At 57.6% G+C, this 23,715-nt stretch carries 26 protein-coding genes and 1 tRNA gene; 13 read left to right on the top strand and 14 right to left on the bottom strand.

Annotated elements, in window-relative coordinates:
- Positions 1 to 702, bottom strand: a complete 702-nt coding sequence (locus ACR0ID_RS05950) for an NUDIX hydrolase (protein WP_480554127.1) — start codon at positions 700 to 702, stop codon at positions 1 to 3.
- A 25-nt stretch (positions 703 to 727) separates the two neighbouring features.
- Positions 728 to 1,126, bottom strand: a complete 399-nt coding sequence (locus ACR0ID_RS05945; protein ID WP_480516410.1) for a DUF983 domain-containing protein — start codon at positions 1,124 to 1,126, stop codon at positions 728 to 730.
- A 219-nt stretch (positions 1,127 to 1,345) separates the two neighbouring features.
- Here ACR0ID_RS05945 and ACR0ID_RS05940 point away from each other — a divergent pair, with 219 nt between their 5' ends.
- The 4 genes from ACR0ID_RS05940 to ACR0ID_RS05925 are packed head-to-tail and all read left to right on the top strand — an operon-like array spanning position 1,346 to position 3,253.
- Positions 1,346 to 1,816: an EF-hand domain-containing protein gene (locus ACR0ID_RS05940; protein ID WP_480516412.1), complete on the top strand. Its 471-nt coding sequence runs from the start codon at positions 1,346 to 1,348 to the stop codon at positions 1,814 to 1,816.
- A gap of 6 nt (positions 1,817 to 1,822) precedes the next feature.
- Positions 1,823 to 2,440: an RNA polymerase sigma factor gene (locus ACR0ID_RS05935; RefSeq protein ID WP_480516414.1), complete on the top strand. Its 618-nt coding sequence runs from the start codon at positions 1,823 to 1,825 to the stop codon at positions 2,438 to 2,440.
- Positions 2,430 to 2,783, top strand: a complete 354-nt coding sequence (locus tag ACR0ID_RS05930) for a hypothetical protein (protein WP_480604361.1) — start codon at positions 2,430 to 2,432, stop codon at positions 2,781 to 2,783. The genes ACR0ID_RS05935 and ACR0ID_RS05930 overlap by 11 nt, the downstream gene beginning before the upstream one ends.
- The gene (locus ACR0ID_RS05925; RefSeq protein ID WP_480604359.1) at positions 2,780 to 3,253 is read left to right on the top strand and encodes a periplasmic heavy metal sensor; all 474 of its coding nucleotides are present in this window, start codon (positions 2,780 to 2,782) and stop codon (positions 3,251 to 3,253) included. Before ACR0ID_RS05930 ends, ACR0ID_RS05925 begins: the two co-directional genes overlap by 4 nt.
- Before the next feature lie 5 nt (positions 3,254 to 3,258).
- On the opposite strand, the gene ACR0ID_RS05920 is transcribed toward ACR0ID_RS05925, so the two are convergent.
- Complete coding sequence (locus ACR0ID_RS05920) at positions 3,259 to 4,659, bottom strand: diguanylate cyclase domain-containing protein (protein WP_480604357.1); 1,401 nt, start codon at positions 4,657 to 4,659, stop codon at positions 3,259 to 3,261.
- Between the two features lie 88 nt (positions 4,660 to 4,747).
- Between ACR0ID_RS05920 and ACR0ID_RS05915 the strand changes: the two genes are divergently transcribed.
- From ACR0ID_RS05915 to ACR0ID_RS05895, 5 genes are all read left to right on the top strand, one after another.
- Positions 4,748 to 5,032, top strand: coding sequence for a DUF3572 domain-containing protein (locus ACR0ID_RS05915; RefSeq protein WP_480476122.1), 285 nt, complete (start codon positions 4,748 to 4,750; stop codon positions 5,030 to 5,032).
- A 24-nt stretch (positions 5,033 to 5,056) separates the two neighbouring features.
- Positions 5,057 to 5,749, top strand: a complete 693-nt coding sequence (locus tag ACR0ID_RS05910) for an HAD family hydrolase (protein WP_480604355.1) — start codon at positions 5,057 to 5,059, stop codon at positions 5,747 to 5,749.
- A 118-nt stretch (positions 5,750 to 5,867) separates the two neighbouring features.
- A complete protein-coding gene (locus ACR0ID_RS05905) occupies positions 5,868 to 7,427 on the top strand; it encodes a trimethylamine methyltransferase family protein (RefSeq protein ID WP_480476126.1) in 1,560 nt (519 codons plus the stop codon).
- A 118-nt stretch (positions 7,428 to 7,545) separates the two neighbouring features.
- Positions 7,546 to 8,133 (top strand): heme NO-binding domain-containing protein, encoded by a 588-nt coding sequence (locus tag ACR0ID_RS05900; RefSeq protein WP_480604353.1) that lies wholly within the window; start codon positions 7,546 to 7,548, stop codon positions 8,131 to 8,133.
- Entirely contained in the window at positions 8,130 to 9,122 is a 993-nt protein-coding gene (locus ACR0ID_RS05895; RefSeq protein WP_480604351.1) for a diguanylate cyclase domain-containing protein, read from the top strand. The genes ACR0ID_RS05900 and ACR0ID_RS05895 overlap by 4 nt, the downstream gene beginning before the upstream one ends.
- 39 nt (positions 9,123 to 9,161) lie before the next feature.
- Here the strand turns inward: ACR0ID_RS05895 and ACR0ID_RS05890 are convergent, their stop codons facing one another.
- The 8 genes from ACR0ID_RS05890 to ACR0ID_RS05855 form a co-directional block, all read right to left on the bottom strand.
- Positions 9,162 to 9,860 carry a CbiX/SirB N-terminal domain-containing protein gene (locus ACR0ID_RS05890; protein ID WP_480604349.1) on the bottom strand — a complete coding sequence of 233 codons (699 nt, stop codon included), beginning with the start codon at positions 9,858 to 9,860 and terminating at the stop codon, positions 9,162 to 9,164.
- A gap of 61 nt (positions 9,861 to 9,921) precedes the next feature.
- On the bottom strand, positions 9,922 to 10,854 hold the full coding sequence (locus tag ACR0ID_RS05885; protein WP_480476134.1) for an AEC family transporter: 933 nt from the start codon (positions 10,852 to 10,854) through the stop codon (positions 9,922 to 9,924).
- Positions 10,855 to 10,887: 33 nt separating this feature from the next.
- Positions 10,888 to 11,706: an MBL fold metallo-hydrolase gene (locus ACR0ID_RS05880; RefSeq protein ID WP_480604347.1), complete on the bottom strand. Its 819-nt coding sequence runs from the start codon at positions 11,704 to 11,706 to the stop codon at positions 10,888 to 10,890.
- Positions 11,703 to 12,509, bottom strand: a complete 807-nt coding sequence (locus ACR0ID_RS05875; protein WP_480604345.1) for a TatD family hydrolase — start codon at positions 12,507 to 12,509, stop codon at positions 11,703 to 11,705. Before ACR0ID_RS05875 ends, ACR0ID_RS05880 begins: the two co-directional genes overlap by 4 nt.
- Positions 12,506 to 13,627 carry a DNA polymerase III subunit delta' gene (locus ACR0ID_RS05870; protein WP_480604343.1) on the bottom strand — a complete coding sequence of 374 codons (1,122 nt, stop codon included), beginning with the start codon at positions 13,625 to 13,627 and terminating at the stop codon, positions 12,506 to 12,508. Before ACR0ID_RS05870 ends, ACR0ID_RS05875 begins: the two co-directional genes overlap by 4 nt.
- Positions 13,628 to 13,630: 3 nt before the next feature.
- Complete coding sequence (tmk, locus tag ACR0ID_RS05865) at positions 13,631 to 14,257, bottom strand: dTMP kinase (protein WP_480554135.1); 627 nt, start codon at positions 14,255 to 14,257, stop codon at positions 13,631 to 13,633.
- Positions 14,254 to 15,420 (bottom strand): D-alanyl-D-alanine carboxypeptidase family protein, encoded by a 1,167-nt coding sequence (locus ACR0ID_RS05860; RefSeq protein ID WP_480476144.1) that lies wholly within the window; start codon positions 15,418 to 15,420, stop codon positions 14,254 to 14,256. Before ACR0ID_RS05860 ends, tmk begins: the two co-directional genes overlap by 4 nt.
- Positions 15,421 to 15,436: 16 nt before the next feature.
- A complete protein-coding gene (locus ACR0ID_RS05855; protein WP_480604340.1) occupies positions 15,437 to 16,702 on the bottom strand; it encodes an SPOR domain-containing protein in 1,266 nt (421 codons plus the stop codon).
- A 202-nt stretch (positions 16,703 to 16,904) separates the two neighbouring features.
- On the opposite strand from ACR0ID_RS05855, the gene ACR0ID_RS05850 reads away from it, so the two are divergent.
- Positions 16,905 to 16,994 (top strand) — tRNA-Ser (locus ACR0ID_RS05850).
- A gap of 375 nt (positions 16,995 to 17,369) precedes the next feature.
- On the opposite strand, the gene ACR0ID_RS05845 is transcribed toward ACR0ID_RS05850, so the two are convergent.
- Genes ACR0ID_RS05845 through ACR0ID_RS05835 form a run of 3 tightly spaced genes read right to left on the bottom strand, consistent with a single transcriptional unit; the run spans position 17,370 to position 19,689 of the window.
- Complete coding sequence (locus ACR0ID_RS05845) at positions 17,370 to 19,049, bottom strand: recombinase family protein (RefSeq protein ID WP_480604338.1); 1,680 nt, start codon at positions 19,047 to 19,049, stop codon at positions 17,370 to 17,372.
- A complete protein-coding gene (locus tag ACR0ID_RS05840; protein WP_093964944.1) occupies positions 19,046 to 19,462 on the bottom strand; it encodes a DUF2924 domain-containing protein in 417 nt (138 codons plus the stop codon). Before ACR0ID_RS05840 ends, ACR0ID_RS05845 begins: the two co-directional genes overlap by 4 nt.
- On the bottom strand, positions 19,459 to 19,689 hold the full coding sequence (locus ACR0ID_RS05835; RefSeq protein ID WP_480604335.1) for a DUF3489 domain-containing protein: 231 nt from the start codon (positions 19,687 to 19,689) through the stop codon (positions 19,459 to 19,461). The genes ACR0ID_RS05840 and ACR0ID_RS05835 overlap by 4 nt, the downstream gene beginning before the upstream one ends.
- A 463-nt stretch (positions 19,690 to 20,152) precedes the next feature.
- Between ACR0ID_RS05835 and ACR0ID_RS05830 the strand changes: the two genes are divergently transcribed.
- From ACR0ID_RS05830 to terL, 3 genes are read left to right on the top strand one after another with little or no spacing between them, the layout of a single operon-like run.
- Positions 20,153 to 21,547: a site-specific DNA-methyltransferase gene (locus ACR0ID_RS05830; RefSeq protein WP_480604333.1), complete on the top strand. Its 1,395-nt coding sequence runs from the start codon at positions 20,153 to 20,155 to the stop codon at positions 21,545 to 21,547.
- A complete protein-coding gene (locus ACR0ID_RS05825; protein WP_480604331.1) occupies positions 21,540 to 21,974 on the top strand; it encodes a DUF5681 domain-containing protein in 435 nt (144 codons plus the stop codon). The genes ACR0ID_RS05830 and ACR0ID_RS05825 overlap by 8 nt, the downstream gene beginning before the upstream one ends.
- Positions 21,961 to 23,439 carry a phage terminase large subunit gene (terL, locus tag ACR0ID_RS05820; RefSeq protein WP_480604329.1) on the top strand — a complete coding sequence of 493 codons (1,479 nt, stop codon included), beginning with the start codon at positions 21,961 to 21,963 and terminating at the stop codon, positions 23,437 to 23,439. Before ACR0ID_RS05825 ends, terL begins: the two co-directional genes overlap by 14 nt.
- Positions 23,440 to 23,715 lie beyond the last annotated feature (276 nt).

The raw sequence follows: 23,715 nt of genomic DNA, 5'->3' as shown, positions 1-23,715 counted from the left end.
TCAGTCGTGCTCGGGCATCGGATAGCCTCTGAGCCGCAGGAACAGATTGGCTTCTTCGTTGTTCTGATAGAACGGAACCGATACTGGCGGCTCGGGTGAGGTCACACGGGCTGCGACCTCGGCCAGAACAACCTCAGTGATAAACGGCAGATCCAGTTCACGCGCCCGATCCAGTTCCACCCATTGCAGATGCGACAGCTCGTCCGAGGCATGGCTGAAATCATCCAGATCGCCCTGCAGCGCATCGGCATCGACCAGAAAAAACCGCGCATCGAAGCGGCGGGGGCGGCCGGGCGGTGTGACTGCGCGAAAAACAAATTGCAGCGCAGCTGCCGACGGCACGTAACCCATGGCGAAAAAGCTTTGCCAGTCGTCAGGAACGCTGCCCGGCCAGTGTCCTGTCTGGCCAAGGACAAGTCCAGTCTCTTCCCAAAGCTCGCGAATTGCTGCGGCGGCAAGGGCGTGTTGTTTTCCGGATTCCGCCTGTTCCGCCAACCGCTCAAAACACAGGTCAGGCAGTGCGGTCGCAAGCGGTACATCTGCATCCGCCGGATCGACAGCTCCACCGGGGAACACGAATTTGTTGGGCATGAACACGGCCTTGGACCCACGTTGACCCATCAGGATCGACGGATTGGTCCACCTGTTTCGCAGCACGATGACGGTTGCGGCATCGCGGATGGCGGTCTTGTCGGTCGTCATGCGGAAAACAATCGCTTCTTCCGGCTCATGAATCGTTGCCAAAACCGTGCATACGACGCGCCCACTGATAAGCGACCACAGCGCCTTTCAGACGGGGGAGCAAAAACAGCGACAGTGCAACGCAAGCAATGGAAAACCCGATGGCCATCACCCATGGGTCCGGGCGCCAGTTCACATACGAGACGTGCAGGGCCGGGGCCAACAGGTGCCCGACCAGCAGGATCGTCAGATAAGCTGGGCCATCATCGGCGCGATGGTGAAACAGTTCCTGCCCACAGTTCGAGCAGGTGTCATTCACCTTCAGGTAGCTGTGCAACAGCTTGCCTTCACCGCAATTTGGGCACTTGCACCGAAACCCTTTGACCAATGCAGGCCAGGTTTCTCGCTCGTTCTGGGTTGTGGTGTCGATCGTCTGATCCGTCATAATATAACTCGCGCAGTAATCTTTGGCGGATAATGCGCCTGAACGGGTGGTTTTTAAAGGGGGGTGCGTCGCTTTGCAACGCACCTCAGGTGAACCACGTCGTGAAATACCGCGCTGGTTCAAAAAAAGTTGCTGGCACCGCGACGGAATTCCCTGCCTCGCGCGTTTGAATGGTTATGAGCAGCGGCACTCAGGCCGCGTCAACAAGGGAAAACCGAAATGAAAAATGCAAAGTTCATCACGGCGATTGTCCTGTCGGGTGTTGCAATCACCGGCACGTCCGTTCTGGCGGCTGGTCCGGGTGGTCGTGAGCCAGTGTCCTTTCAGGAATTGGATGCCAATGGCGATGGTCAAGTGACGCAGCAGGAGATGGAAGCACATTACACCGAGCGTTTCTCAGCCGCGGATACCGATGGGGACGGCCAGCTCAGCCTAGAGGAGATGCAGGCTGCTGCGCAGAAAAAAGCAAACGACCGGGTCGCCAAAATGTTCGAAAACAACGATGCGAACAATGACGGGTTCCTAAGCCAGGACGAGTTGCCGAAACCGCGCCGGGGTGACAAGATGTTTGACCGGATGGATGCAGATAACAGTGGTGGAATATCGGAACAGGAATTTGCCGATGCCAAAGACCGGATGGGACGGCACCATAAGAAAAAGAACCATAAGTCAGGTGCAATCGACAACTGAAGCAGGGTGGAGGACCTGACCTCCCACCTACACGATGTTCGCGGTGCGGATTGCACCGCGAGCTCTCTCAGCGACGATGTGTTGCTGAGCCAATTCGCTGATGGTGACGCACAGGCTGCGCGGGTTTTAACCGATCGCCTTGGGCCGCTTTGTTATTCCGTTGCGTTGCGTATGTTGGGCAATCGGGCCGAGGCAGAAGACGTAACGCAGGAGGCGATGATGCGGTTGTGGCAGATGGCGCCGGATTGGGTGCCGGGTCAGGCCAAAGTTTCGACATGGCTGTATCGCGTAACGCTGAACCTGTGTGTGGACATCCGGCGCAGGAAGGCCCCCGGCAGGTTGTCGGATATTCCTGAGCCGGAAGATGGCAAAGCCAGCGTGGCCGACCGACTGCAGGATGAAGCCCGCGTGGACGCGTTGCAGCTTGCCCTGGCGGAGCTGCCAGAAAGGCAGAAGCAGGCTGTGGTTCTGCGCCACATCGAAGAGTTGCCCAACACTGAAATTGCCGGGATCATGGGAATTTCAGTGGAAGCGGTTGAAAGCTTGACCGCGCGGGGCAAACGAAGTCTGACCGCGATACTGGCCGGGCGACGTGAAGAACTGGGGTATGACGATGACGGATGAAAACCTGGAACTGGATCATTTGTTTGCGCAGGCTCGGCAGAGCCGACCGGCGCTGCCCGACGATCTGGCCGTGCGCATCCAGACAGATGCTGAAAAACTCCGTCTTAGTCGCCTAGGGCCTGAACCTCGACCTCAATCTTCGATCTGGCATCGAATGATGGACAACGTTGGTGGCTGGCAGGGGGTGGGCGGCTTGATCGCCGCCAGTGCGGCGGGGCTCTGGATCGGCTTTTCCGCGCCGGGGTTCCTGCCCGACCCTGCTAATCTGCTGACCTCGCAAGAGACGGCTCTTTTTGTGGCTGACCTTGGATATGACACGAGTTTTCTGGAGAGCACAGAATGAACGCTGCCCCTAAACCGAAACGCCGGTGGATGACAGTATTGCTGGTCTTGTCATTGGCTCTGAACCTGTTGGTTGTCGGTGTTGCAGTCGGAACTGTGCTGCGCCTGAAGGATGGAGATCACACCGAGGCACCGCCGGGATTCGGCCCGGCGCTATATCGCTCTTTGCCGAAAGATGATCGAAAAGCGATGCGAGGGGAACTGTCTGCGCTACGCGAAAAAGACCTAAGGGGGCGCAGACAGGACTTTGAAGCCTTGAGCCTGGCACTGCGCACAGTGCCCTTCGAACCAGTCGCCGTTGAAGTGTTGTTGCAGAAACAGTCGCAGGCAACGGCAGAACTGCAACTAGCCTTGCAGACACGATGGCTGGCTCGCGTCACCGCCATGAGCGACGCAGAGCGGCAGTCTTATGCGGACAGGTTGCAAAAGATCGTCGAACGCGGGCCGCATGGACACAAGAAAAAGGATTGACGGGTTCAGGCGGCGCTTTGCCTGATACTCACCTGATTGCGCCCCGCTTTTTTTGCTGCGTAAAGGGCTTTATCGGCGGCTTTCAGGATATCTTCTACAGGAACGGGCGTGCGTTCTTTTCCCGGCTGACCCGATTGCGGCATCTCCAGCCCAATGCTGATCGTGACGTTAACCTGTAAAACTTGGTCCGATAGCAGGAACGGGGCGCGACAAATGCTGTCGCAGATGGTCTCAGCCAGTTTTCTGGCTTGCTTTTGTGACACATCGGGCACCGCGAACATGAACTCTTCACCGCCGATACGGGCGACAAAACCTTTGGATCCTAGTGCGCTTTGCATGCGTTTTGCGGCCAGCGTCAGAACACAATCACCGGCGCCGTGGCCATGGCAGTCATTGATGGCCTTGAAATGGTCCAGATCCGCCAGCATGACGGCAAAGCCACACCCGGTACGGGCAGACTGGCGCACGATCTGATCCAATGCCCGCATGGCGTAACGACGATTGTGCAACCCGGTCAGCGGATCAATCCAGGACTCGGCGATCCCTTTTCTCAATGATACGCGCAAATGATCAAGCCGCGCCTTGCGCGCAATCTGATTGTTCAGCCGCAACAGGATCTCTTGCGCGCAGAACCCCCCCAGGCACACGGCGTCTGCTCCTCTGTCCAGCGCTTCTGAGGCCTGCACGGCATCGTAGTCTTGCAAGACGCCAATCAGGACTGTGTTCCGGGTTGCTGCCCGTGACCTGAGATCCGCAAGGATATTCAGCGCGGACGGGTGCGAGCCCAGTTCGACCACAATCGCATCCGGTATCGGTCCGGACAAAACGCCCTGCAAGTTCGATTGAAGGTGCCAGGACAGATCGAAATGGTGCTGGCCTTGCAAGGCCTTGTGCCAAAGGGCACCGGTTCGGACAGTATTGGTCAAGATATCAACCCGGGCCGCGTTCGGGGGGGTGATCATGACAGGGGCGGGTTCCCCAAATCCAATAGGTTGTGATCCGTTGCTGACCTGCAAATCTTGAGTAACTGCGCGCGCACGCAAAAGGCTGCGAATGCGTGCCAGCAGCAACGTATCTTTGAAAGGATGCGTCAACACATCGTCCAGCCCGTCTTTCAGGGCACGCAGGCGCGCGTTTTTGTCATTCTGTGCTGCAAGTACGACAACGGGCACGTCATCCAGGCCAGATACTTCGGTAAGGGCTTTCTTGACATCTGCGGCTGTTCCGTCGGGCAATGTCTGTGCCGTCAGTACAAGGTCCGGCTGAACGCGACGCGCAAGGGCTTGTAGCCCTTCAAGTTTTCCACCCTGTACCACGTGATACCAGGCAGCGGTCAGTTGAACCTTCAGCATTATGCGGTTGGTTGATACCCCGTCGAGGACAAGGATGGTGCCTTGCACAGACATAGTCGTTCACCGTTGATTGCATGCGTGAACAAATTGTTTATGAGTCTGGTTAACAAACTCTTTCCATCACCTGATCCGAGCACTGTTTATGTCCATTTCGCCCGATTCAGCCGAGACTCTTGCTCTGACGGCCTTGGGTTGGCTGGTCAGCAATGACGAGCTTTTGCCTGTCTTTCTTGGCTCGACAGGTGCTTCGATCGGGGATGTTCGCAATCGGGCCGGTGACCGGGACTTTCTGGCTTCGGTTCTCGATTTTCTAGTGCTTGACGATTCGTGGGTCATGGCGTTTTGTGACGCCAACTCGATCGCCTATGATCACCCTGCCCAAGCGCGGGCGGTTCTGTCAGGCGGTGGCGATGTACACTGGACCTGAACACCTTTTCCGCAGGAGCACGCGATGCCAATAGAAGCAATCGTCTTCGACAAGGATGGCACTTTGTTCGATTTTGCCAAAACCTGGGGAACCTTCGGGCGGTCGTTGCTGATGCGTCTGACAAAGGGGGATGTAGACCGGGCTGTGGAACTCGGCAGCATCATCGGATTTGACTTCGAGCAAGAGCGGTATTCCACGGATAGCATTGTGATAGCCGCAACAGTCGAAGAAATCGCCGAGGTGCTTACTGCGCATGTTGACGATGTGACATTGCAGGAAGTTGTAGACATGATGAATGCCGAGGCCGCAGCGGCTCCTCAATCCCCTGCCGTGCCGTTGGGTCCATTCCTGAAAGGGTTGCAGCAATCCGGGATCAAACTGGGCCTTGCGACAAATGACAGCGAGCATCCGGCTTTGCAGCATCTGGAATCTGCGGGAATACGCGAACACTTCGATTTTGTCGCCGGGTATGACAGTGGTCATGGGTTCAAACCCGGGCCAGGTCAGTTGCTGGCCTTTGCCGCACAGGTCGGGGTCGAGCCGTCGCGCATTGCAATGGTGGGGGACAGTGTTCATGACCTGCAAGCGGGGCGCGCAGCCGGGATGATCACCATTGGCGTTTTGACCGGATTGGCTGAAGCAGATGCGCTGGCACCGATGGCGGATGTGGTCCTTCCGGATATCGGTCACATTCCAGCGTGGCTGGCCGAAAAATGATGTGTTGATCCGGAAAATCGACGAACAATTATAGAAAACCGACAAGCTCTGTCGCAGATGGAGCGGCCAGAAACGCGTCTTCGGGTCTTGCTTGTACCAAGCCAGAACGGAGGCAACCATGGCCGAAACCAACACACGCAAACGCCGCGGCGGAGGACGCGCAGGTGCGGCAGCGCGCAGGGGTAGCGCGGTGATTGACCAGATGCCGTGGGACCCACCCATCAATATAGATCGCCCGACTGAACCGCTGGATCAGGCCGGGATCGAAGCGATCCATGAAGGGGCCATGCGTATTCTGGAAGAGATCGGGATCGAATTCTACAACGAAGAGGCAATCGGCATCCTGCGCGAAGCGGGGTGCACGATCAATGGTGACAACGTCCGCATGGGGCGCGATTTTGTCATGGAGATGATCGCCAAGGCGCCCAGCCAGTTTTCCATTACCCCCCGAAATGTTGACCACAGGATCGAGATAGGTGGAAAGAATATCCTGTTTGGCAACGTTTCATCTCCGCCCAATTACTGGGACATGGAAATCGGAAAGAAAGTGCCGGGCAATCGCGAGATGTGCCAGAATCTTCTGAAACTGACGCAGTACTTCAACTGTATTCACTTCGCTGGCGGATATCCTGTAGAACCCGTCGATATTCATGCCAGTGTCCGGCATCTGGATGTGCTGTATGACAAGCTGACCCTGACCGACAAGGCGATGCACGCTTATTCGTTGGGTAAGGAACGTGTTGAAGATGTGATGGAGATGGTGCGCATCGCGGGCGGTCTCAGCCACGAGGAATTCGAGGCCTCGCCACGGATGTACACCAACATCAACTCGACCTCGCCGTTGAAGCATGACCATCCGATGATAGATGGTTGCCTGAGATTGGCGCGGCGCGGGCAGGCGATTGTCGTAACCCCCTTTACGCTGGCGGGGGCAATGGCACCAGTAACGATGGCAGGTGCGGTTGCACAGTCCCTGGCCGAAGCCTTGTGCGCCATCGCTCTGTTCCAATATGTGCGCCCTGGTATCCCCTGTGTAATCGGAACTTTCACATCCAATGTGGACATGAAATCAGGCGCGCCCGCTTTCGGGACGCCGGAATACATGCGCTCGACACAGATGACCGGGCAGATGGCGCGATATTATGGGCTGCCGCTGCGTTCATCCGGTGTTTGTGCGGCCAATGTGCCAGACGGGCAATCCGTGTGGGAAACCTCAAACTCGCTCTGGGCGGCCGTACAGTCAGGCACCAACATGGTGTACCACGCCGCCGGTTGGCTGGAGGGCGGCCTGATCGCCAGCCCGGAAAAGTTCATCATGGATTGCGAGGTTTTGCAGCAAATTCAGCGCTATATGAACCCTGATCTGACCGCGACCGGGCCGGATGAGATTGCTTTGGATGCAATTCGAGCGGTTGGCAATGACGGTCACTTTTTTGGCATCCAGCATACACAGGATCGCTACAGCACGGCCTTCTACCAGCCCTTCCTGAGTGACTGGAAGAACTATGAAGGCTGGGAGGCCGCCGGAGGCATCTGGACGGCTGAGCGTGCGCATCACATGTTCAAAGAGATCATCTCGAGCTTTGAAGCCCCTCCGATGGACGATGGTATTCGCGAGGAACTGGCCGAGTTCGTCGAACGCCGCAAGGCCGAAGGCGGCGCGCCGACGGACTTCTGACATGGTGGGTAGTGTCGTCTTGATACTCCGCTGCATTCACAGCAACTCGGGGCGAATTTTGGCTATTTGTTAAGGTTTCTCAGACCACAGTGCCAAGGACACCAATCTGAGGCATCCGATGCATGGTCTGATCAACCGGGCGATACAATCCTTTGTCGGCGCGACCTACGGGCAATCCTGTTGGGTTCGCGTGACCGAAGGTGCGCGGCTTGGGTTTGTCGAGTTTGAAGCCATGCTCATCTATGACGATGACATGACGACCCGGTTGCTCGAGGCCCTGAGTATTGACCTCAACCGACCACAGGCGGAAATCCTTGAAGATCTGGGAACATATCTGGTGTCCCATCCGAACATGGAAGGGCTGCGCCGACTGCTCAGGTTTGGGGGTGTCACCTATGTCGAGTTTCTTCATTCCCTAGATGATCTTGCGGATCGTGTGAGACTGGCTGTCTCTGATCTGACTTTGCCTGCGCTTGAGTTGAGAGAGCTTTCAGCCACGGAATACCAGTTGTGCTGCCTTCCGGACTTACCGGGATTTTCCAGTGTTATGGTCGGGGTCCTACGAGCGATGGCCGATGATTATGGTGCGCTGGTGATGCTGTCGCATGAGGGTCGTCAGGAGTTTTGTGAAATCATTTCAATCATTTTGGTCGAAAGCGCCTTTGCCGAGGGGCGCCATTTTGATCTGGGGGCTCGGAACAGATGACACATACCCAAGAACTGGCCGAACTTCTGGAAACGCTTTGCCCGATGTTCATGTTGGTGGACCGCAGCGGATGCATTCAACAAGCGGGCCCGACATTGCAAAAGTTGCGGCCCGAATTGCCTTTGGTCGGGCTGGGAGTTCTGGACGTGTTCGAGCTGATCCGCCCCAGAACAGTCACCACCCTTCCCGCATTGATGTCGATGGCCGGTGCCAAACTGCATCTGAGATTTCGCGATGAACCACGTACGACCCTGAAAGGCCTGGTCGCACCCTTGCCCGAGACGGGCGGTGCAGTCATCAATCTGTCATTCGGTATTTCGATTTTGGATGCGGTTCGGGATTACGCCCTGACGAGCGCAGATTTTTCCGGCACCGACTTGGCGATCGAGCTGTTGTATCTGGTCGAAGCCAAATCTGCCGCGATGGAAGCGTCCCGTTCACTTAATCTCAGGCTTCAGGGGGCAATGCTAGCCGCGGAAGAGCAGGCATATACCGATACATTGACAGGATTGAAGAACCGCCGCGCGATGGATCATTTGCTGGGGCATCTGATCCTGACAAATTCTACATTCGCCCTTATGCATCTGGATTTGGACTTCTTCAAATCCGTGAATGATCGGCTGGGCCATGCTGCCGGGGATTACGTCCTGCAACAGGCGGCCCGCATCATGCTTGAAGAGACGCGTGGAGACGATACGGTCGCGCGGGTCGGCGGGGATGAGTTTGTCATTATTTTCAAAGGTCTGACGCGGGAAGAAACCCTGGAGTCCATCGCCGGGCGCCTGATCGCGAGGTTGAATGAACCCATAATGTTTCAGGACCAACCGTGCTGTATCTCTGCAAGTATCGGAACGGCCTTGTCCACCCAGTTCAAGGTTCCCAAAGCCGCCGACATCCTTCACGCCGCCGACGTCGCCCTTTATCAGGCCAAGCGAGATGGCCGGTCCTGCCACCGCCTGTATTCCACTCTGATCAAAGCGCAAACCTGAGTTTTGCCTGTTTCCGGGGCAAAGAACTCAGGCGAATTTTTACGCGAGCTGAACGGCCTTCGTTACCTGCTTGGCAATCTGGTGCCGGATGGGTGGCAGTTCCCCAACCACAGGCAGCAGAACGCCTTTGAAGCCTGCTTGGCGCAATCCGGCGGGCACGTCGTCCACTGCGTGCCCCCCGGTGCAGGCAAAGAACGGAAGGCACAGCGCCTGAGCCCCTATGCCGGTTGCGGCTTCGGAAATGGATGGCGGTTCTTCAACAAACCCAACGCGGACAGATTTGAAAGCCAGCATTTCTTGAAGTTGCGATGCGAAATTCAGAGCCACAACCGACGGGTTTCGGCTACGCCCCGAGCCATGTGCGGCAATGACCAGGTCGGTCGACGCAGTTGCCCAATTCCTTTGGGACAACTCGGATTGCAGGGCGTGCGCGGTCAATGCCGGTAGCTCTGGGTCAACACCCAATGGGTCTAGAATGCGCGCTTTGTGATCCCCTAATCGCTTGGGTAGTGCGCTGGTGACAAACCATCCGTTTGCCATGAAAAGCGGATAGATGACCGTGTTTTCCGGCAGGCTGTTCAGTTTAGCCTCGAACGCGCCGGGCGCGGCCAGAGTTGCAGCATGCACCGTTACATGCTCGGTCAGGGCGCCGACCGTAGCCGCGAATGCAGCCAAAGCAGCCTCAGCCGGTTCTGGATCGGACGGCTGGCCATGTGCGACGATGATGGCATGTGGCATTTGGATCTCCTGACACGATATGCGTTACGTGCCTCTGTGCGAACTGAAGTCAACACTACTGTTAGCCCAGAACCGTTAGCCAAAGCCAGACAGTCAGGATGGATGTGGCTGTCCCAATGAGAACAGAAGAAGCTGCGACCCGCTTGGCGCGGCCATACATATTGGCAAAGATATAGGCGTTAAACCCGGGCGCCATGGCTGCGTTCAACACCCCCGAGCGGAAAAGGTCCTGCGGCAGCCCCGTGGACTTGCCGAATATCCACACTAGGCTGGGATGTAGCATCAGCGAGATTGCGCAAACAAAGGCGATAGTTCGCAGATCGCCTTCGGGTTTGTATTTGACCAGTACCCCGCCCAGTGCAAACAGGGCGCCGGGCAGGGCGGCCCGAGTGATAAGACCAAGGGCTTCGTCCACCACAGCCGGGATGGTCAAACCGGACAGATTGACCACGAAACCCAGTGCAATACCAAGGATCAGCGCGTTCTTGAACATTGCAGACAGAACAGAACGTGCCATGCGCGCGCCACCGTTTCCGCGATTGCGGACAACCTCCATCACCGTGATCCCAACGCCGTAACAAAACGGGGAATGGAAGGCGATAATCGCATAGTTGCCTGTCAGGTTCTCAGGACCATAAGCGCGTTCGGTAATCGGCAATCCAAGCAGAACCGAGTTTGAGAACAGGCAACAAAACCCGATTGCCACGCAGTCTTCCCATTCGCGGTTGAAAATGATGCGCGCACCAAAAAGACCCGTGGTGAAACACAAGGCAGCGGCGGAATAGAAGCTGGCTAAAAGCCGGGGATCGAAACTGGCGCTGAGGTCCAGATGCGCGATGGCCAGAAACAACAGGCATGGGATCGCGAACCCTTGCGTAAATCTCATCAGCCCGTCGACATGGTTTTCTTTGAAATAACCTGTTCGTGTTGCCGTGTAACCGGCACCGATCACAAGAAAGACAGGAAGAATGACGTCAATCAGGCTTTGCAGCATTTGGCCCCCATGCAGCTGCCAAGCTGCGATATCTTATGCAAAAGGAACAGGGGTCTGAAACGCGTGATGTATCACCATCCCGTCATAGGCGGGGGTGATATTGTCCGGAGTTTCTGCATCGACGGTCGCATAGTCCAGATCGATATGCATGTTGGTCAGTATCGCCTGTTTTGGTTGCAGCTTCCCAATCCACTCCAGCGTTTTTTCCAGATGTGCATGTGTGGGATGAGGGCTTCGGCGCAGGGCGTCGATAATGAGATACTCCAACCCTTCCATTTCAGGCCATGCGGCGTCGTAAATTTCGGCAACATCCGGCAAATAGGCGAGCTGCCCCATTCGAAAGCCCAGAGAATCTATCGAGCCGTGATTGACCTTGAATGGACGAAACGGAATGGGTCCTCCGGGGCCATCGATTTCGAACGGCCCGTCGATGGACTTGAGGTCGAGGATCGGAGGATAGGGTGACCCTTCGGGTTGAATGAAGGCGTATCCAAACCGCCCCAGCAGGGCGTTCTGAGTATCACCATCAGCCCAGACCGGAACGCGGGTTTTCATGTTGAACACGATCATGCGCAGGTCGTCGATTCCATGGACATGATCCGCGTGAGAGTGTGTATAGACCACACCATCAAGCCGCCCGGTGCCCGTGTCCAGCAACTGGCTGCGCATGTCCGGGGTCGTATCAATCAACACGGAGGTTGTGCCGCCGGGGCCGTCACGCTCGACAAGCAGGGAACAGCGTCGGCGAATGTTCCTGGGGTTTGCAGGGTCGCAATCACCCCAGTGACCACCCAACCGGGGTACGCCGCCTGACGATCCGCAGCCCAGAATGGTAAATCGCAATTCGGTCATGCAGCGGCCCTGTACGTTGCCGCCTTGCTGAACAGCCGGTCAAAGTTCGCCTGAGTTTGGGCGGCAAAAGCCGGATACTCCAGCCCGAACAGCTCGGCCCCTTTTCGGGCTGTATGTGCGGTATAGGCCGGTTCGTTTCGCTTGCCACGATAAGGGGGCGGTGCCAGATAGGGCGCGTCAGTTTCCACCAGAATGCGATCCACTGGCGTACTTGCGAAAATGTCGCGCAACTCCTGGCTTTTGGGAAAGGCCGCAATGCCGGACATGGAAAGATAAAACCCCAGATCCAGCGCGGCCTTGGCCAACTCGGCCGAGGACGAGAAACAGTGCATCACGCAGGAATAGGGCGCATTGCGATATTCTTCGGCCAGAATTCGGGCCATATCGTCGTCTGCGGCGCGGGCATGGATGATCAAAGGCAACCCTGTGCGCTGGGCGGCTTCGATATGAATGCGCAGTGATTGCTTCTGAAGCTCAGCGCTGTCCGCTGTATAGTGGTAATCCAGACCGGATTCGCCGATGCCTACAAATTTCGGGTGTTGTGCCAGTGCAACCAATTCATCGACCGAGACCATAGGCTCGTCTGCGGCACTCATCGGGTGGGTCCCTGCGGCGTAGAATACCGGCGCATGGGCTTCGGCAATTGCACGGACCGCGGGTTCATTGCGCAGCTTGGTGCAAATCGTCACCATCCGGGTCACGCCAGCCTCGGCCGCGCGCGAAATGATGTCGCTCAACTGACCGTCAAAATCCGGGAAGTCCAGATGGCAATGACTGTCGGTGATCTGGGGGGTGTCGCTCATCTGACCTGGCCGGCGGTTTCCTGTATCTTGAACACCGTATCTAGGACCAGAGCGGCAGGGTCAAGGTTCACCGCCTGACCATGTCGCGCGCGGGCTGTGATTGTCGCGGCGACTTCGGCCCATCGACGAGCCTGATCCGTAGAATTCGACAATCTGGCCAGCGTTTCAGCTTCGTTCGGGGCGGCTTCGGGGGACGGTGGTGCGCCGGTTGCCCCGGTCAGTGCCAGCCTAGACAAGGCGACATCGATCAGTGTCAGCAGCAGATCAAAGCGCTCGGCCGCGCCGCGTTGGGCCGCAGCCTCGGCCAGGGCCAGTGCGCGCTGCCGGTCCAGACGGGGCAGGGTGCCCAGAATGGCAATCAGTTCGGCATAGATTTCAAGTCCGCCCAGATTGATCAGGCGAACCGCGTGCCCGACCGAGCCAGCGGCCAATGCGGCGAGATATTCGGGGTGCGCCAGTAAGGTCGTCCCGGTTTGCGACAGCGCGTCCTGCATATCCCCAGCGTTCAGCGGCCCCAGACGTAGGGTACGGCAACGAGAGCGGATGGTTGGCAGCAAGCGCGAGGGTTGGTGCGATACCAGCAAAAGGGTGGTGCGCGCCGGAGGCTCCTCCAGCATCTTCAGCAGTGCATTGGCGGCGCTGACATTCATCTCATCCGCCGAATCCACGATTACGACCCGGCGCCCGCCATCGGCAGAGGACAGGCCAAAGAACTTTCCCAGCTTTCGGATGTCTTCCACAACGATTTCGTTGCGCAGCCGCCCCTGATCATTCAGTGACCTGGCTATCGCGGCCAATCCCGGCTCGGCCCCGGCCAGTATGCGACGTGACACCGGGTGGTTGGGATCAATGTCGAGAGTCTCTGGCGGTGGCGGCGCGCCAAACAGCCCACCGTCGTTTACCAAAGGTGTTGCCAGCAAGAACCGCGCAATCCGCCATGCCAACGTCGCCTTGCCGACACCACGCGGCCCGGTCAGCAACCAGCCGTGGTGCAGCCGGTCCGAGTTGAAGGCGGTCAGAAACGCCTGTTCCGCTGCATCCTGACCAAAAAGCTGGGCGGTCTCGCGGGGATGCGGCGCACCAGGCACCTGATCCGGAGAGGGGATTTCGTCATTCATCGTCTATCGCAGTGCAGCCTGGACGATTTCTGTCACATCCTGTGCAACGCTGTCCATGTCCCGGTTGCCGTCCACAACGCGGAAACGGTCAGAAAACTCACGGGCCAGCGCCAGAAAGCCCGCCCGCATTTTCTTTTGCAGGTCCGGGCCGAAATCTTCGAACCGTTCTTCCGCGCCTTGCCGCCCTTTGGCGCGGGACAGGCCGGTATCGGGGTCCATGTCGATCAGCAGCGTCAAGTCAGGCTCGCGCTTGATCATCAGGCTGTGCAGCTGATCAACAAGGCCGCGCAGATCTCCCCGTGATAGGCCCTGATACATACGTGTGCTGTCGGCAAAGCGGTCGCAGATCACGACTTGCCCTTTGGCCAGCGCGGGTTCGATCGTACGTTCCAGATGGTCGCGGCGGGCGGCCGTGAACAGCAGAATTTCCGTTTCTGCCGACCAGCGGTCGGGATCACCTTCCAACACCAGACTACGAATTTCTTCCGCGCCAGGCGAGCCGCCCGGTTCACGCGTCAAAACGACCTCATGACCTTGCGCGCGCAGTTGATCTGCCAGCATCCGCGCCTGAGTTGACTTGCCTGATCCGTCAATGCCTTCGAAAGTCAGAAATAACCCGGCCCTGGTCACATCGACTCCAGCGGGTTATTGATCACGTCTTTCAGAACAATGCCACCAACGGTCAGCATACGAACGACAAATCCACCAATTGCAACGTCTTCCGCTGCCACCAGCGGACGTCTTATTTCCGGCAATCCTTCAGGCTTGATGACAAGCTCGGCCAGTTGCTGGCCTTTTTTGACCGGCGCATTGATGGGACCCTGATAGACAACTTCGGCCTTGACGTTCTGTGTGCCCAGAACTGGAAACAGAACCGTCAGATCGCCGTCAGGTACAAGACCTACGGTCTTTTTCTCGCCCATCCACAGCTTGGCTTCGGCTATCGGCGTTTCCGCGTTGGCAACTGTCCTCTCGACAAAATTTCGAAACGACCAGTTAACCACGGCCTCAGCCTCCTCTGCCCGTTGGCCGGTGCTGTCCAGCCCGCTGAGGACGAAGATGACACGGCGGTCGCCCTGTTTGGCGGAGCCGACGAGGCCGTATCCGGCCTCCTGCGTGTGGCCGGTTTTCAGGCCATCCGCGCCGATGCTCAGTTTCAGCAACGGATTGCGGTTACGGGCATTCGATGGCGCACGGCCATCGAATTCGAATTCCTCTTCTGAAAACAGGGGGTAATATTCGGGGAAGTCGGTAATCAGCCTGTCGGCCAGAACCGCCAGATCGTGAACCGACATCATATGTCCGGCGGCAGGCCAACCGTTCGAGTTCGCGAAATTCGAGTTGTTCATACCGATCTGCTTGGCGCGTTGGGTCATATATCGGGAAAACCCTGCCTCTGTCCCGTCGGGGCTCAGCGCCTCGGCGAGCACCACGCAAGCGTCATTGCCTGACAGAACGATGATGCCGCGCAGCAGGTCCTCGACCCGAACCCGGTCCTGCGTGTTCAGAAACATGGTCGAGCCGCCATAGCTCATCGCGTGTTCGGACACGGGCAGGGTTTCGTCCAGCGTCAGTCTTCCGTCACGCAGCGCTTCGAAAGCAACATACAGCGTCATGAGCTTGGACATGGATGCAGGCGGCAAGGGTTGATCAGCGTCTTTTGCCAAAAGCACCGTACCGGTGGTCTGATCGATCACATATGCCGCGCGGGCGGATGTATCAAAAGCCTGAGCCGGGATTGCCAGCACGGCAAGCCCAAAGGCCAGAACAGAAACTCGCAATGAGGATAGCATGTTATGCCTCCCTGTATCAGTCGGACACGGTGAACGCATCTTTGAAACCAAGATCCTTTACATCTTTTTGAATGGCTTTGCGTTCGGCCCGGGTTGTGGCAGGGCCAACCAGGACCCGCCATACTGTTTTGTTTTCGGTTTTCAGTTCCCGCACAACAGTCGACATGCCATTCCGGCGCACTTTCTCAGCAGCGGCATTGGCATTTGCTTCGACGCTGAATGTCCCGATCTGCACGAATGGTTTGCTCAGCGGAGACGCAGCGCCTGTTGCTGCTGCCGCGGCCGGAATCGCTTCGGTCGCGTCAATCGCGGCTGCCGCGCCTTCGATGGGGTCCAGCGGCGTTTCGGTGATTTCAGTGGGGTCTTTCTTTTGCCACCACTTCCGTTTCGCGGGTTTTTCAGCAGGGGCTTCGACAGGCGCATCGGACAACGCCGGTGCAACTTCTGCGGCCACATCCACACTGTCTGTTGCGACATCCGCCGCAGCCACGGTGGCTCCCGCAGCCGCCGCTGCTGGCTCTTGTTTCTGCCACCACTTCCGCTTGGCGGGTTTTTCTTCAGCGGGCTCTGTCGGATCCTCAGTGGCTGATGCCGCGTCGGTGGTCGTATCCGTACCTTCGGTCGCTTCGTTGGCAGAACTTGCCGCTTCCGCCGCAACCACTGCTGCACCGGCTGCTGCCGCTGGCGCCTTCTTTTGCCACCATTTCGGCTTGGCAGGTTTTTCGCTATCTGCCGCGGATGGATCGTCGGTGGCTGCGGCGTCCGACACCGCAGCCGTATCCGCCGCTTCGTCTTCCGGTTTGGGCGCGTCCTCTGGTGGTGATTCCTTTGCAACTTCACGGCGCAGAGCGACAACACTGACCTTTGTCGGCGCGCCCGCCAGCATTCCGAGCTGTTCCGCAGCCGCAGATGACACCTGAAGTGCCGGGCCGGGCAGGTTGCGTTCACGTCGGAACAGGGCCCCTGTTACGGACTTGTTGTTTGCGGTGTTCGTAATCACGACACGCTCGGGCTGTGAAACATCCGGGTAGGCAACCCAGATCCCACCCAGCGAGGGTCTGCCATCCCAAAGCCCCGCTTCCGTGACCTGAAAAACATCAGGGGCTTCGACGTCACGCTGCGAGCTCGAGGCCGCCTCGGGAAGGAGTTCGGTTTTGTTTGAGTTTTCTTCAGGTTTTTCAGCCTCTTGAAGAATGTCCTCACACCCGCTCAGAACTGTCAAAGTCAACGCCAGATACGCCAACCGTTTTGGTCCCGGGCGTGTCATGATCGCTCGCTTCATCTGCTTATCCCTTGCCTGAAGGGGTCTCGTTCTCGGAACCCCGCTGCCGGTCTGCTGGTTCTGCTTGCCAGCCTGTTTCGGTCTATTTCGGGGATCATAACGCGGCTGAAGAGTCATGGAAAGACCGCTGCGCGGGCTTCGGCAAGAAATCCCGATTTCGACTTGCCTCTGGCAGAACTTGCGCTTAGACCCTGCCTTCGACGGGGAGGTGGCAGAGTGGTCGAATGCGGCGGTCTTGAAAACCGTTGGGCGTGAGAGCGTCCCCAGGGTTCGAATCCCTGTCTCCCCGCCACTCATACCTGTCTCACTTCAGTTGTATTTTCTGATCCGGAATTGTTACGCAATTCCCGCGCGTTGGCGCATGCGCTTTCAATCAGAGACGAAGCAAACCGTACATTCAGAGGACAATTCAGGCGCGAGTCTCAGTGTCGCATTTTAGCGGGGTCGCTTTGGGCTGGATTTCCCTGATAACCTGCAATTTACAGGGAATATTCGCAAACCGGGACTGACTTCCGTCATTTCTTCTATCAGAACTGTATGTTTCTCAGAGGTTTATGTTGCAAATTCCCTAAAAGGTGGAACAGGGAATTTCCTCGTGCGAACAGGGAATTGTTCCGCCGGATCAGGGAGGGCGAAGTCTGTATCAGGGACGCAGGAGCTGGAGATGTCAGAAGCCGAACAGGCGTTCCTGTTCGGACCATTCAAGTGGGTGGGTCACGCTGACCAGACGCTTGAGTGTGAGTTCGGGCGGCTGGCTCCCGTCGAGAATCGCCGTTTGAATCTTTGGTGAGAGAAAGGCGAGCTGAGCACGGGTGCGGATGAAGGCGTCAGGGACGCTTTCGCGGCGGGCAATCTCCATCAGTTGAACTCCGGCCTTCAGATCACGGGCCCAGCCATGGGCGCGGATCAGCATGGACCGGAGGTGGGGATCAGGTTGGGGTGCCATGTCTCCGGCGATGACCTTGGCCTCGACGCCGCGGCGGCACAGATCGAAAGATGCGGTGACGTGGGTGAGATCCGGGTGCAGATGATCGGCCGCGATGCCAAGTGCGCTTGCCAGAGTTTTGGGGTTAAATTCGAGGTCGATCTGTCCTCGTGCAAGTTTGCCTTTGGCCAGAAGAGCAGCGCCGATCTGACAGCCATGGCCTAGAAGCCGGGTTACTAAATCCGCAACTGAAGTCTGAACTGCCTCGGCTGACCCGGCCTCCGGCTGCGCCAGTACTTGGTGCGCCGCGGCGGCGTCTTGCAAATGTCTGACGATGACATCAATGACCGCGTTTTCCAGCGCTGGGCCGGGCAGTCGCCAGCCAGAGATATCCTTGCCGCCTGAGATCAGTCGATTGGAGATATAGTAGCGCAACCGTCGGCCTTTGCGCGTGGTGTGGGTCGGCGTCAACCGATCACCAGTTTCGTCATACAGCAGACCGGTGAGCCAGGCCCCGGGGTCAGTGGAGTGTTGGCGCGCATCGGAGTCGCCGCGTGCCCGCGAGCGGTTGGAGGCCTGTCGCATTTTTTCCTGCACCCGGTCCCAGATGTCCTGATCGATGATCGCCGGATGTTGTCCGTCCCAGATCTTATCCTTGTGGCGGATTTTTCCGAGATAGACCGGATTGCGCAGCAGGTAATAGATTTGACCCCGTGACAGCGGACAATCCCCCTTCACACTGCCATCTGTCCGAACAACCCGTTTTGACCGCAGGTCTTCTGCCGTTGCCCGTTCTTCTACTTTGCGCAGGCAACCAAGCTCGTCATAAAGCCCAAAGAGATGCCGGACCGTTCTGGCCTTCTCTTCATTCACCACCAGCGTTCTTGCCTTCGGATCGGGGTGGCGATCATAGCCCAGAGGCAGGTTGCCACCCATCCAAAGCCCCTTCTTCTTCGACGCTGCAATCTTGTCGCGAATACGTTCGGCGGTGACTTCCCGTTCAAACTGAGCAAAGGACAACAGCACATTCAGCGTTAACCGGCCCATGGAAGATGAGGTATTGAAGGCCTGCGTGACGGACACAAAAGAACAGTTTGCCTGTTCCAGCCGGTCGACCAGCTTAGAGAAGTCGGCAAGCGACCGGGTCAGCCGGTCAATCTTGTAGACCACCACCATGTCAATACGCCCGGCATCGATCTCTTCAAGAAGGCGCTGAAGGGCGGGTCGCTCTAGGGTGCCGCCCGACAGGCCACCGTCATCGTAGCGCCCGGACAACAGGGTCCAGCCTTCATGTCGCTGGCTTGCGACATAGGCCGCGCAGGCCTCATATTGCGCATCCAGCGAATTGAAGTCCTGATCCAGACCATCTTCTGAGGACTTGCGCGTGTAGATGGCGCATCGGATTTTACGGCGCGGGCTCATTTGGCCGCCTTGCCGGTGAGCCCAAAGAAACGCGGCCCTGACCAATGCGCGCCGGTAATCTCTCGGGCGATGGCCGAGAGTGAGCGATAGGACCGACCGTTCCAAGTGAAGCCGTCTTCTGTAACGTCGACTACATGGGTCACACTATTCCACTCGCGTAGCAGGCGCCCGCCGGGTTTTAGGGCAGGGCATGTAGGCCGGGGTTTCTTCCCAGAGCCCTTTTCCAGCGTGGCTTTGACCTGGCGGGGTAGCCTGCCATGACGGCGGGACTGCATCTCAAAGGCGATAAAGCGGCGCAGAAAGGGTTGGCTGAGCATGGCGGGGGCGGGTTGATCAAACAGTTGCTGCCAAAGCGTGACCAGATCCGATCGACCCATGGCGGCGAGATCGGCGACATCGCTCGTCTTGGTCATGACGCTTCTCCAGTTCCCGCCGCCAGATGATATGTGGATGGTCCATTTGGTTTGTCGGATGTCCGCCGTTCAATCGTCGCGCCTTTCTTCCGTAACCCACTCAATGCCGCTCGGACCGAATGAGGCTGCCACCCCGTTGCTTTGCAGAGCGCCTCAAGGCTGGCACCGTTCGGGCGACGCAACAAAGCTTGCACCTTGTCAATTTTGGTTGGTTTGGATTTGGACATGTATTGTCTCCTCTGATCTGGGGCTGGCGGAATGCCGAACCCCCGTACCGAGGAGCGCCCGAATGGCTCGGGCGTGGGTTCAGTGATGCGTGGTTCGCAGCAACAGTCCAGCTCTTTCTGGGGCAATCCGAAGAGGGCTGTGTTATGTCGGGTGTTGCTGCTGTACCCCCGATTATTCGTCAACAATCTTAATTGGTTACTTTTTGCTTGGGGGTTGCAATTGCAAAAGCCCGCGCATAGATTCTAGCCAGCCCTGCAAGGGACAAGGTCCCACGGGGAGGTGAATACATCTCCCAGGCAGCATTCGGCGCCGCATTTTTCGAAGCGGATAAGACCGAGAGCATTCGAAGGGGCAACGAACCGGATCGATTGGTCCGGAGAGTTGCTATTCGTGCTCTCTCCGAATTCCCAACACGATCCTTTCTTGTCGACGCTAACGAGCGTCAAACGAAAGGAGGCGGCAATGCCTACTAAGAAAACACAGAGCGACGCCAAGGCGTCCAAAACGCCGATCTGGATGGCGGACAAAGTCATTCAATCCCAGATCAGCCAGATCAAGCTCTACGACAATAACAACCGCGTGCATACGGCCAAGAACATCGACAAGCTGAAGGCGTCGGTGGCCAAGTTTGGCTTTGTCACCCCGATCCTGTTGGATGGTTCGGGCACAATCATAGCGGGTCACGGCCGCTATGAAGCCGCCAAGGCTCTGGGGTTGATGTCGGTGCCGACTGTTGTCGCGGATCACTTGTCAGACGCGGAAGTGCGCGCTCTGCGCATTGCGGATAACAAGCTGGCGGAGTTGTCCGACTGGAACGAAGCTGCTCTGCAGATTGAATTTGCCGAGCTGATGGATCTCAGCCTTGATGGCGAGCTGGACTTTGATCTGGACATCACCGGGTTCGAAACACCGGAGATCGACATTATCATCGACGGCACGGGCGAGGCCACGGAGACCGAAGCAGAATCTGTTGAGACGCCGAACCCTGCGGCACCCGTAGTCACGGAGCCGGGCGACCTTTGGGTTCTCGGAGATCATCGCATCTTCTGTGGGGATTCCTTGCAAGCCCAGAGCTACGACACTCTGCTAAAGAGCGAACGCCCGCAGATGGTGTTCACAGATCCTCCTTATAATGTAGCGGTCAATGGGCATGTTCGCTGTGGCACCGGTGGCGATCATCGCGAGTTTGCCATGGCGTCAGGAGAAATGTCGGCCAGCGAATTCCGTAGCTTTCTCTCGGACGTGAACAACCGGCTGATTGACTGCCTGCCGGACGGAGGCATCGCGATGATCTGCATGGACTGGCGTCACATTGAAGAACTGATTGCGGCCGGCAAGGCAGGCGGCTTTGATCTCATCAATCTTTGCGTCTGGAACAAGACGAACGGCGGGATGGGCAGCCTTTATCGTTCCAAGCACGAGCTGGTCGCGATCTTCAAGAAACCAGGTGCGGCGCATATCAACAATGTCGAACTGGGAAAACACGGGCGCAACCGGACCAATGTCTGGGACTATGCCGGTGTGAACAGCTTTGGGGCAGGGCGTGAAGCGGATCTCGCTGATCATCCCACGGTGAAGCCGACAGCCTTGGTTGCAGATGCCATCATGGATGTGAGCCACCGCGGTGATGTTGTGCTGGATACCTTTGGCGGATCCGGCGCGACGTTGTTGGCAGCTGAGAAAACTGGGCGCCGGGCGCGGCTGATTGAGCTCGATCCGGCTTATGTCGATGTCGCCATCCGCCGTTGGCAGGAGATGACCGGTGAGAGCGCCGTGCACGCGGTAACAGGCCAGACGTTCGATGCGCATTCTGCGGCAACTGATGCCACCTCAGAGCTGGAGGTGGGTCATGTCTGACAATACGAAAGAGTATGAGGTCGGCTACGGCAAGCCGCCCAAAGCAACCCGGTTCCAAAAAGGGCGATCCGGAAATCCGAAAGGACGACCGAAAGCTGCCAAAGGCGTGAATGCCAGCCTGAAACGCGAACTGGAAACCAAGATCACAGTCCGCGAAGGCAACCACGAAACCCGAATTTCCAAGGCGGAGGCAATTGCAAAGCGGCTCATGGCAGGTGCTTTGAAGGGCGACACGAAATTGCTGATGGCGCTTCTTAAGGTCGACTCTGATCTGTTTGGCGGTTCAGATGATGGGAGCGGACAGGCCAGCGCTGCTTTGGACGGGCCGGATAAGGTCGACTACGACATCCTCCGGGATTTCTTTTCCAGCCAATTGGACGGTGACGGCGGTGCGGAAGATGAGGAGGCGGAAGATGACGGCTCCTGATCCAAAAATGGTCCTGCAAGCCGCGCGCGAGGTTTGCCGGGACAATTTCTTTCCCTTTGTTTGGCGTGTGTTTGACACGCTGCACCAAGGAACTGACCACAGCTTTGATCCGGCTTGGCATGTGCGGGCCATGTGCCATGAGTTGGACAACGTTCGCGTCGGCGAGAACAAGCGGTTGATTATCAACATTCCGCCCCGGTGCCTGAAATCGGTCACCGTGGCCGTTGCCTATGTCGCTTATCTTCTCGGTCATAACCCCAGCGCCAAGATTATTGTTGCCAGCTACGGGCTGGATCTGGCACGCAAACATTCCGAGGATTGTCGTCGGATCATGTCTGCGCGCTGGTACCGGGGAATGTTCCCTGAAACGGTCTTGGCTAAAAAGGGCAACACCTCAGAAGAAATCCGCACCACAAAGGGAGGCAGCCGTAAGGCTGTCTCCATTGGAAGTTCTGTCACCGGTCATGGCGCCGATTACATCATCATCGATGACCTGCTGAAAGCCGGAGATGCCGGCTCCGAAGCCGAGCTGGTCAAGGCGCAGGAGTTCATTGAGGGGACCTTGTTGTCGCGCTTCGACAATCCGGCCGAAGGGCGTGTGGTTATGGTTGCGCAACGGTTGCACGAGATGGATCCGCCGGGTTATCTGCTCGAACGCGGGACCTACCGGCATCTGAATCTGCCTGCCATCGCAGAAGGCCATGAGGTGGTTCCTCTTGGGCGTGGAAGGGTCATGCGCCGCAAACCGGGTGATCTCCTGTGCCCGTCCCGTTTGGATCAGCAAACGCTGGATACCAAGCGTCGCGAAATGGGCGCGGCCGTGTTCAATTGCCAGTATCAGCAGAACCCCATTGCTCCCGACGGGTCGCCCTTGCGCTGGGAGTGGTTTGGCACCTACGAGACCATCGAAGATCGCCGCTGGTTCCAACTGGTGGTTCAGAGCTGGGATACGGGCATGTCGGCAGACCCCCGGTCTGATTTCTCTGTCTGTACAACCTGGGGGTTCCGCGAAAATGCGTGGCATCTTATCGACGTCTGGCGCGGGCAGGTAGACTACCCAGACCTGAAAGCCAAGGCACTGCAACTTGTCGGCCGTTGGGATCCCGATCGTGTCCTGATCGAAGATGCGGCCTCCGGCAAACCTCTTTTGGACGAATTGTTTCGTGATGACCGTCGGCGCTACGAACGCATTAAACCCGACAAGGACAAGGAAACCCGGTTCCAGTCCGCTTGCGGTCCTGTCGAAGAGGGCAAGGTTTATCTGCCTGCAGATGCACCCTGGCTGCCGGTATTCAAACGGGAGCTTCAGTCCTTTCCACGCGGACGCAACGACGATCAGGTCGACAGCTTTGCCCACTTTCTGAACTGGTCCAAGGGACCGGGCTTCTACCGGGCATTGGGCCGCGACCACCGGATCAACATCGAACGTCGGGAGCGTAATCGAGAGAGGGTCAGGCGACGGTAGGATCTCGGAGTTGAGCTTGAAAACTCGTTGAATAGTACTGGGAGGGCCGATGTCGGACCAATCCTGAGAGCGGCCCCAATGACCGCTCGCAACCACAAACCGGTCTAATCGCTAATGCCGTCGGATGACGGCTTTGAGCCCATACTGTAAGTTGGCCAAGTGCGCAGAAACCGTCTCGAAGGGCGTATTTTGTTGAAAAACTCGGGCTTGATCGGTTGGTAAGTTGCTGATTCAATTCTTCCTAAAGGGAGGGATCAGCCATGATGGGACCGAGAC

It is taken from the genome of Ruegeria sp. AL2, from assembly GCF_056540845.1.
The sequence above is the reverse complement of the archived record's forward strand: the minus strand, read 5'-3'. Positions and strand labels throughout refer to the sequence as shown.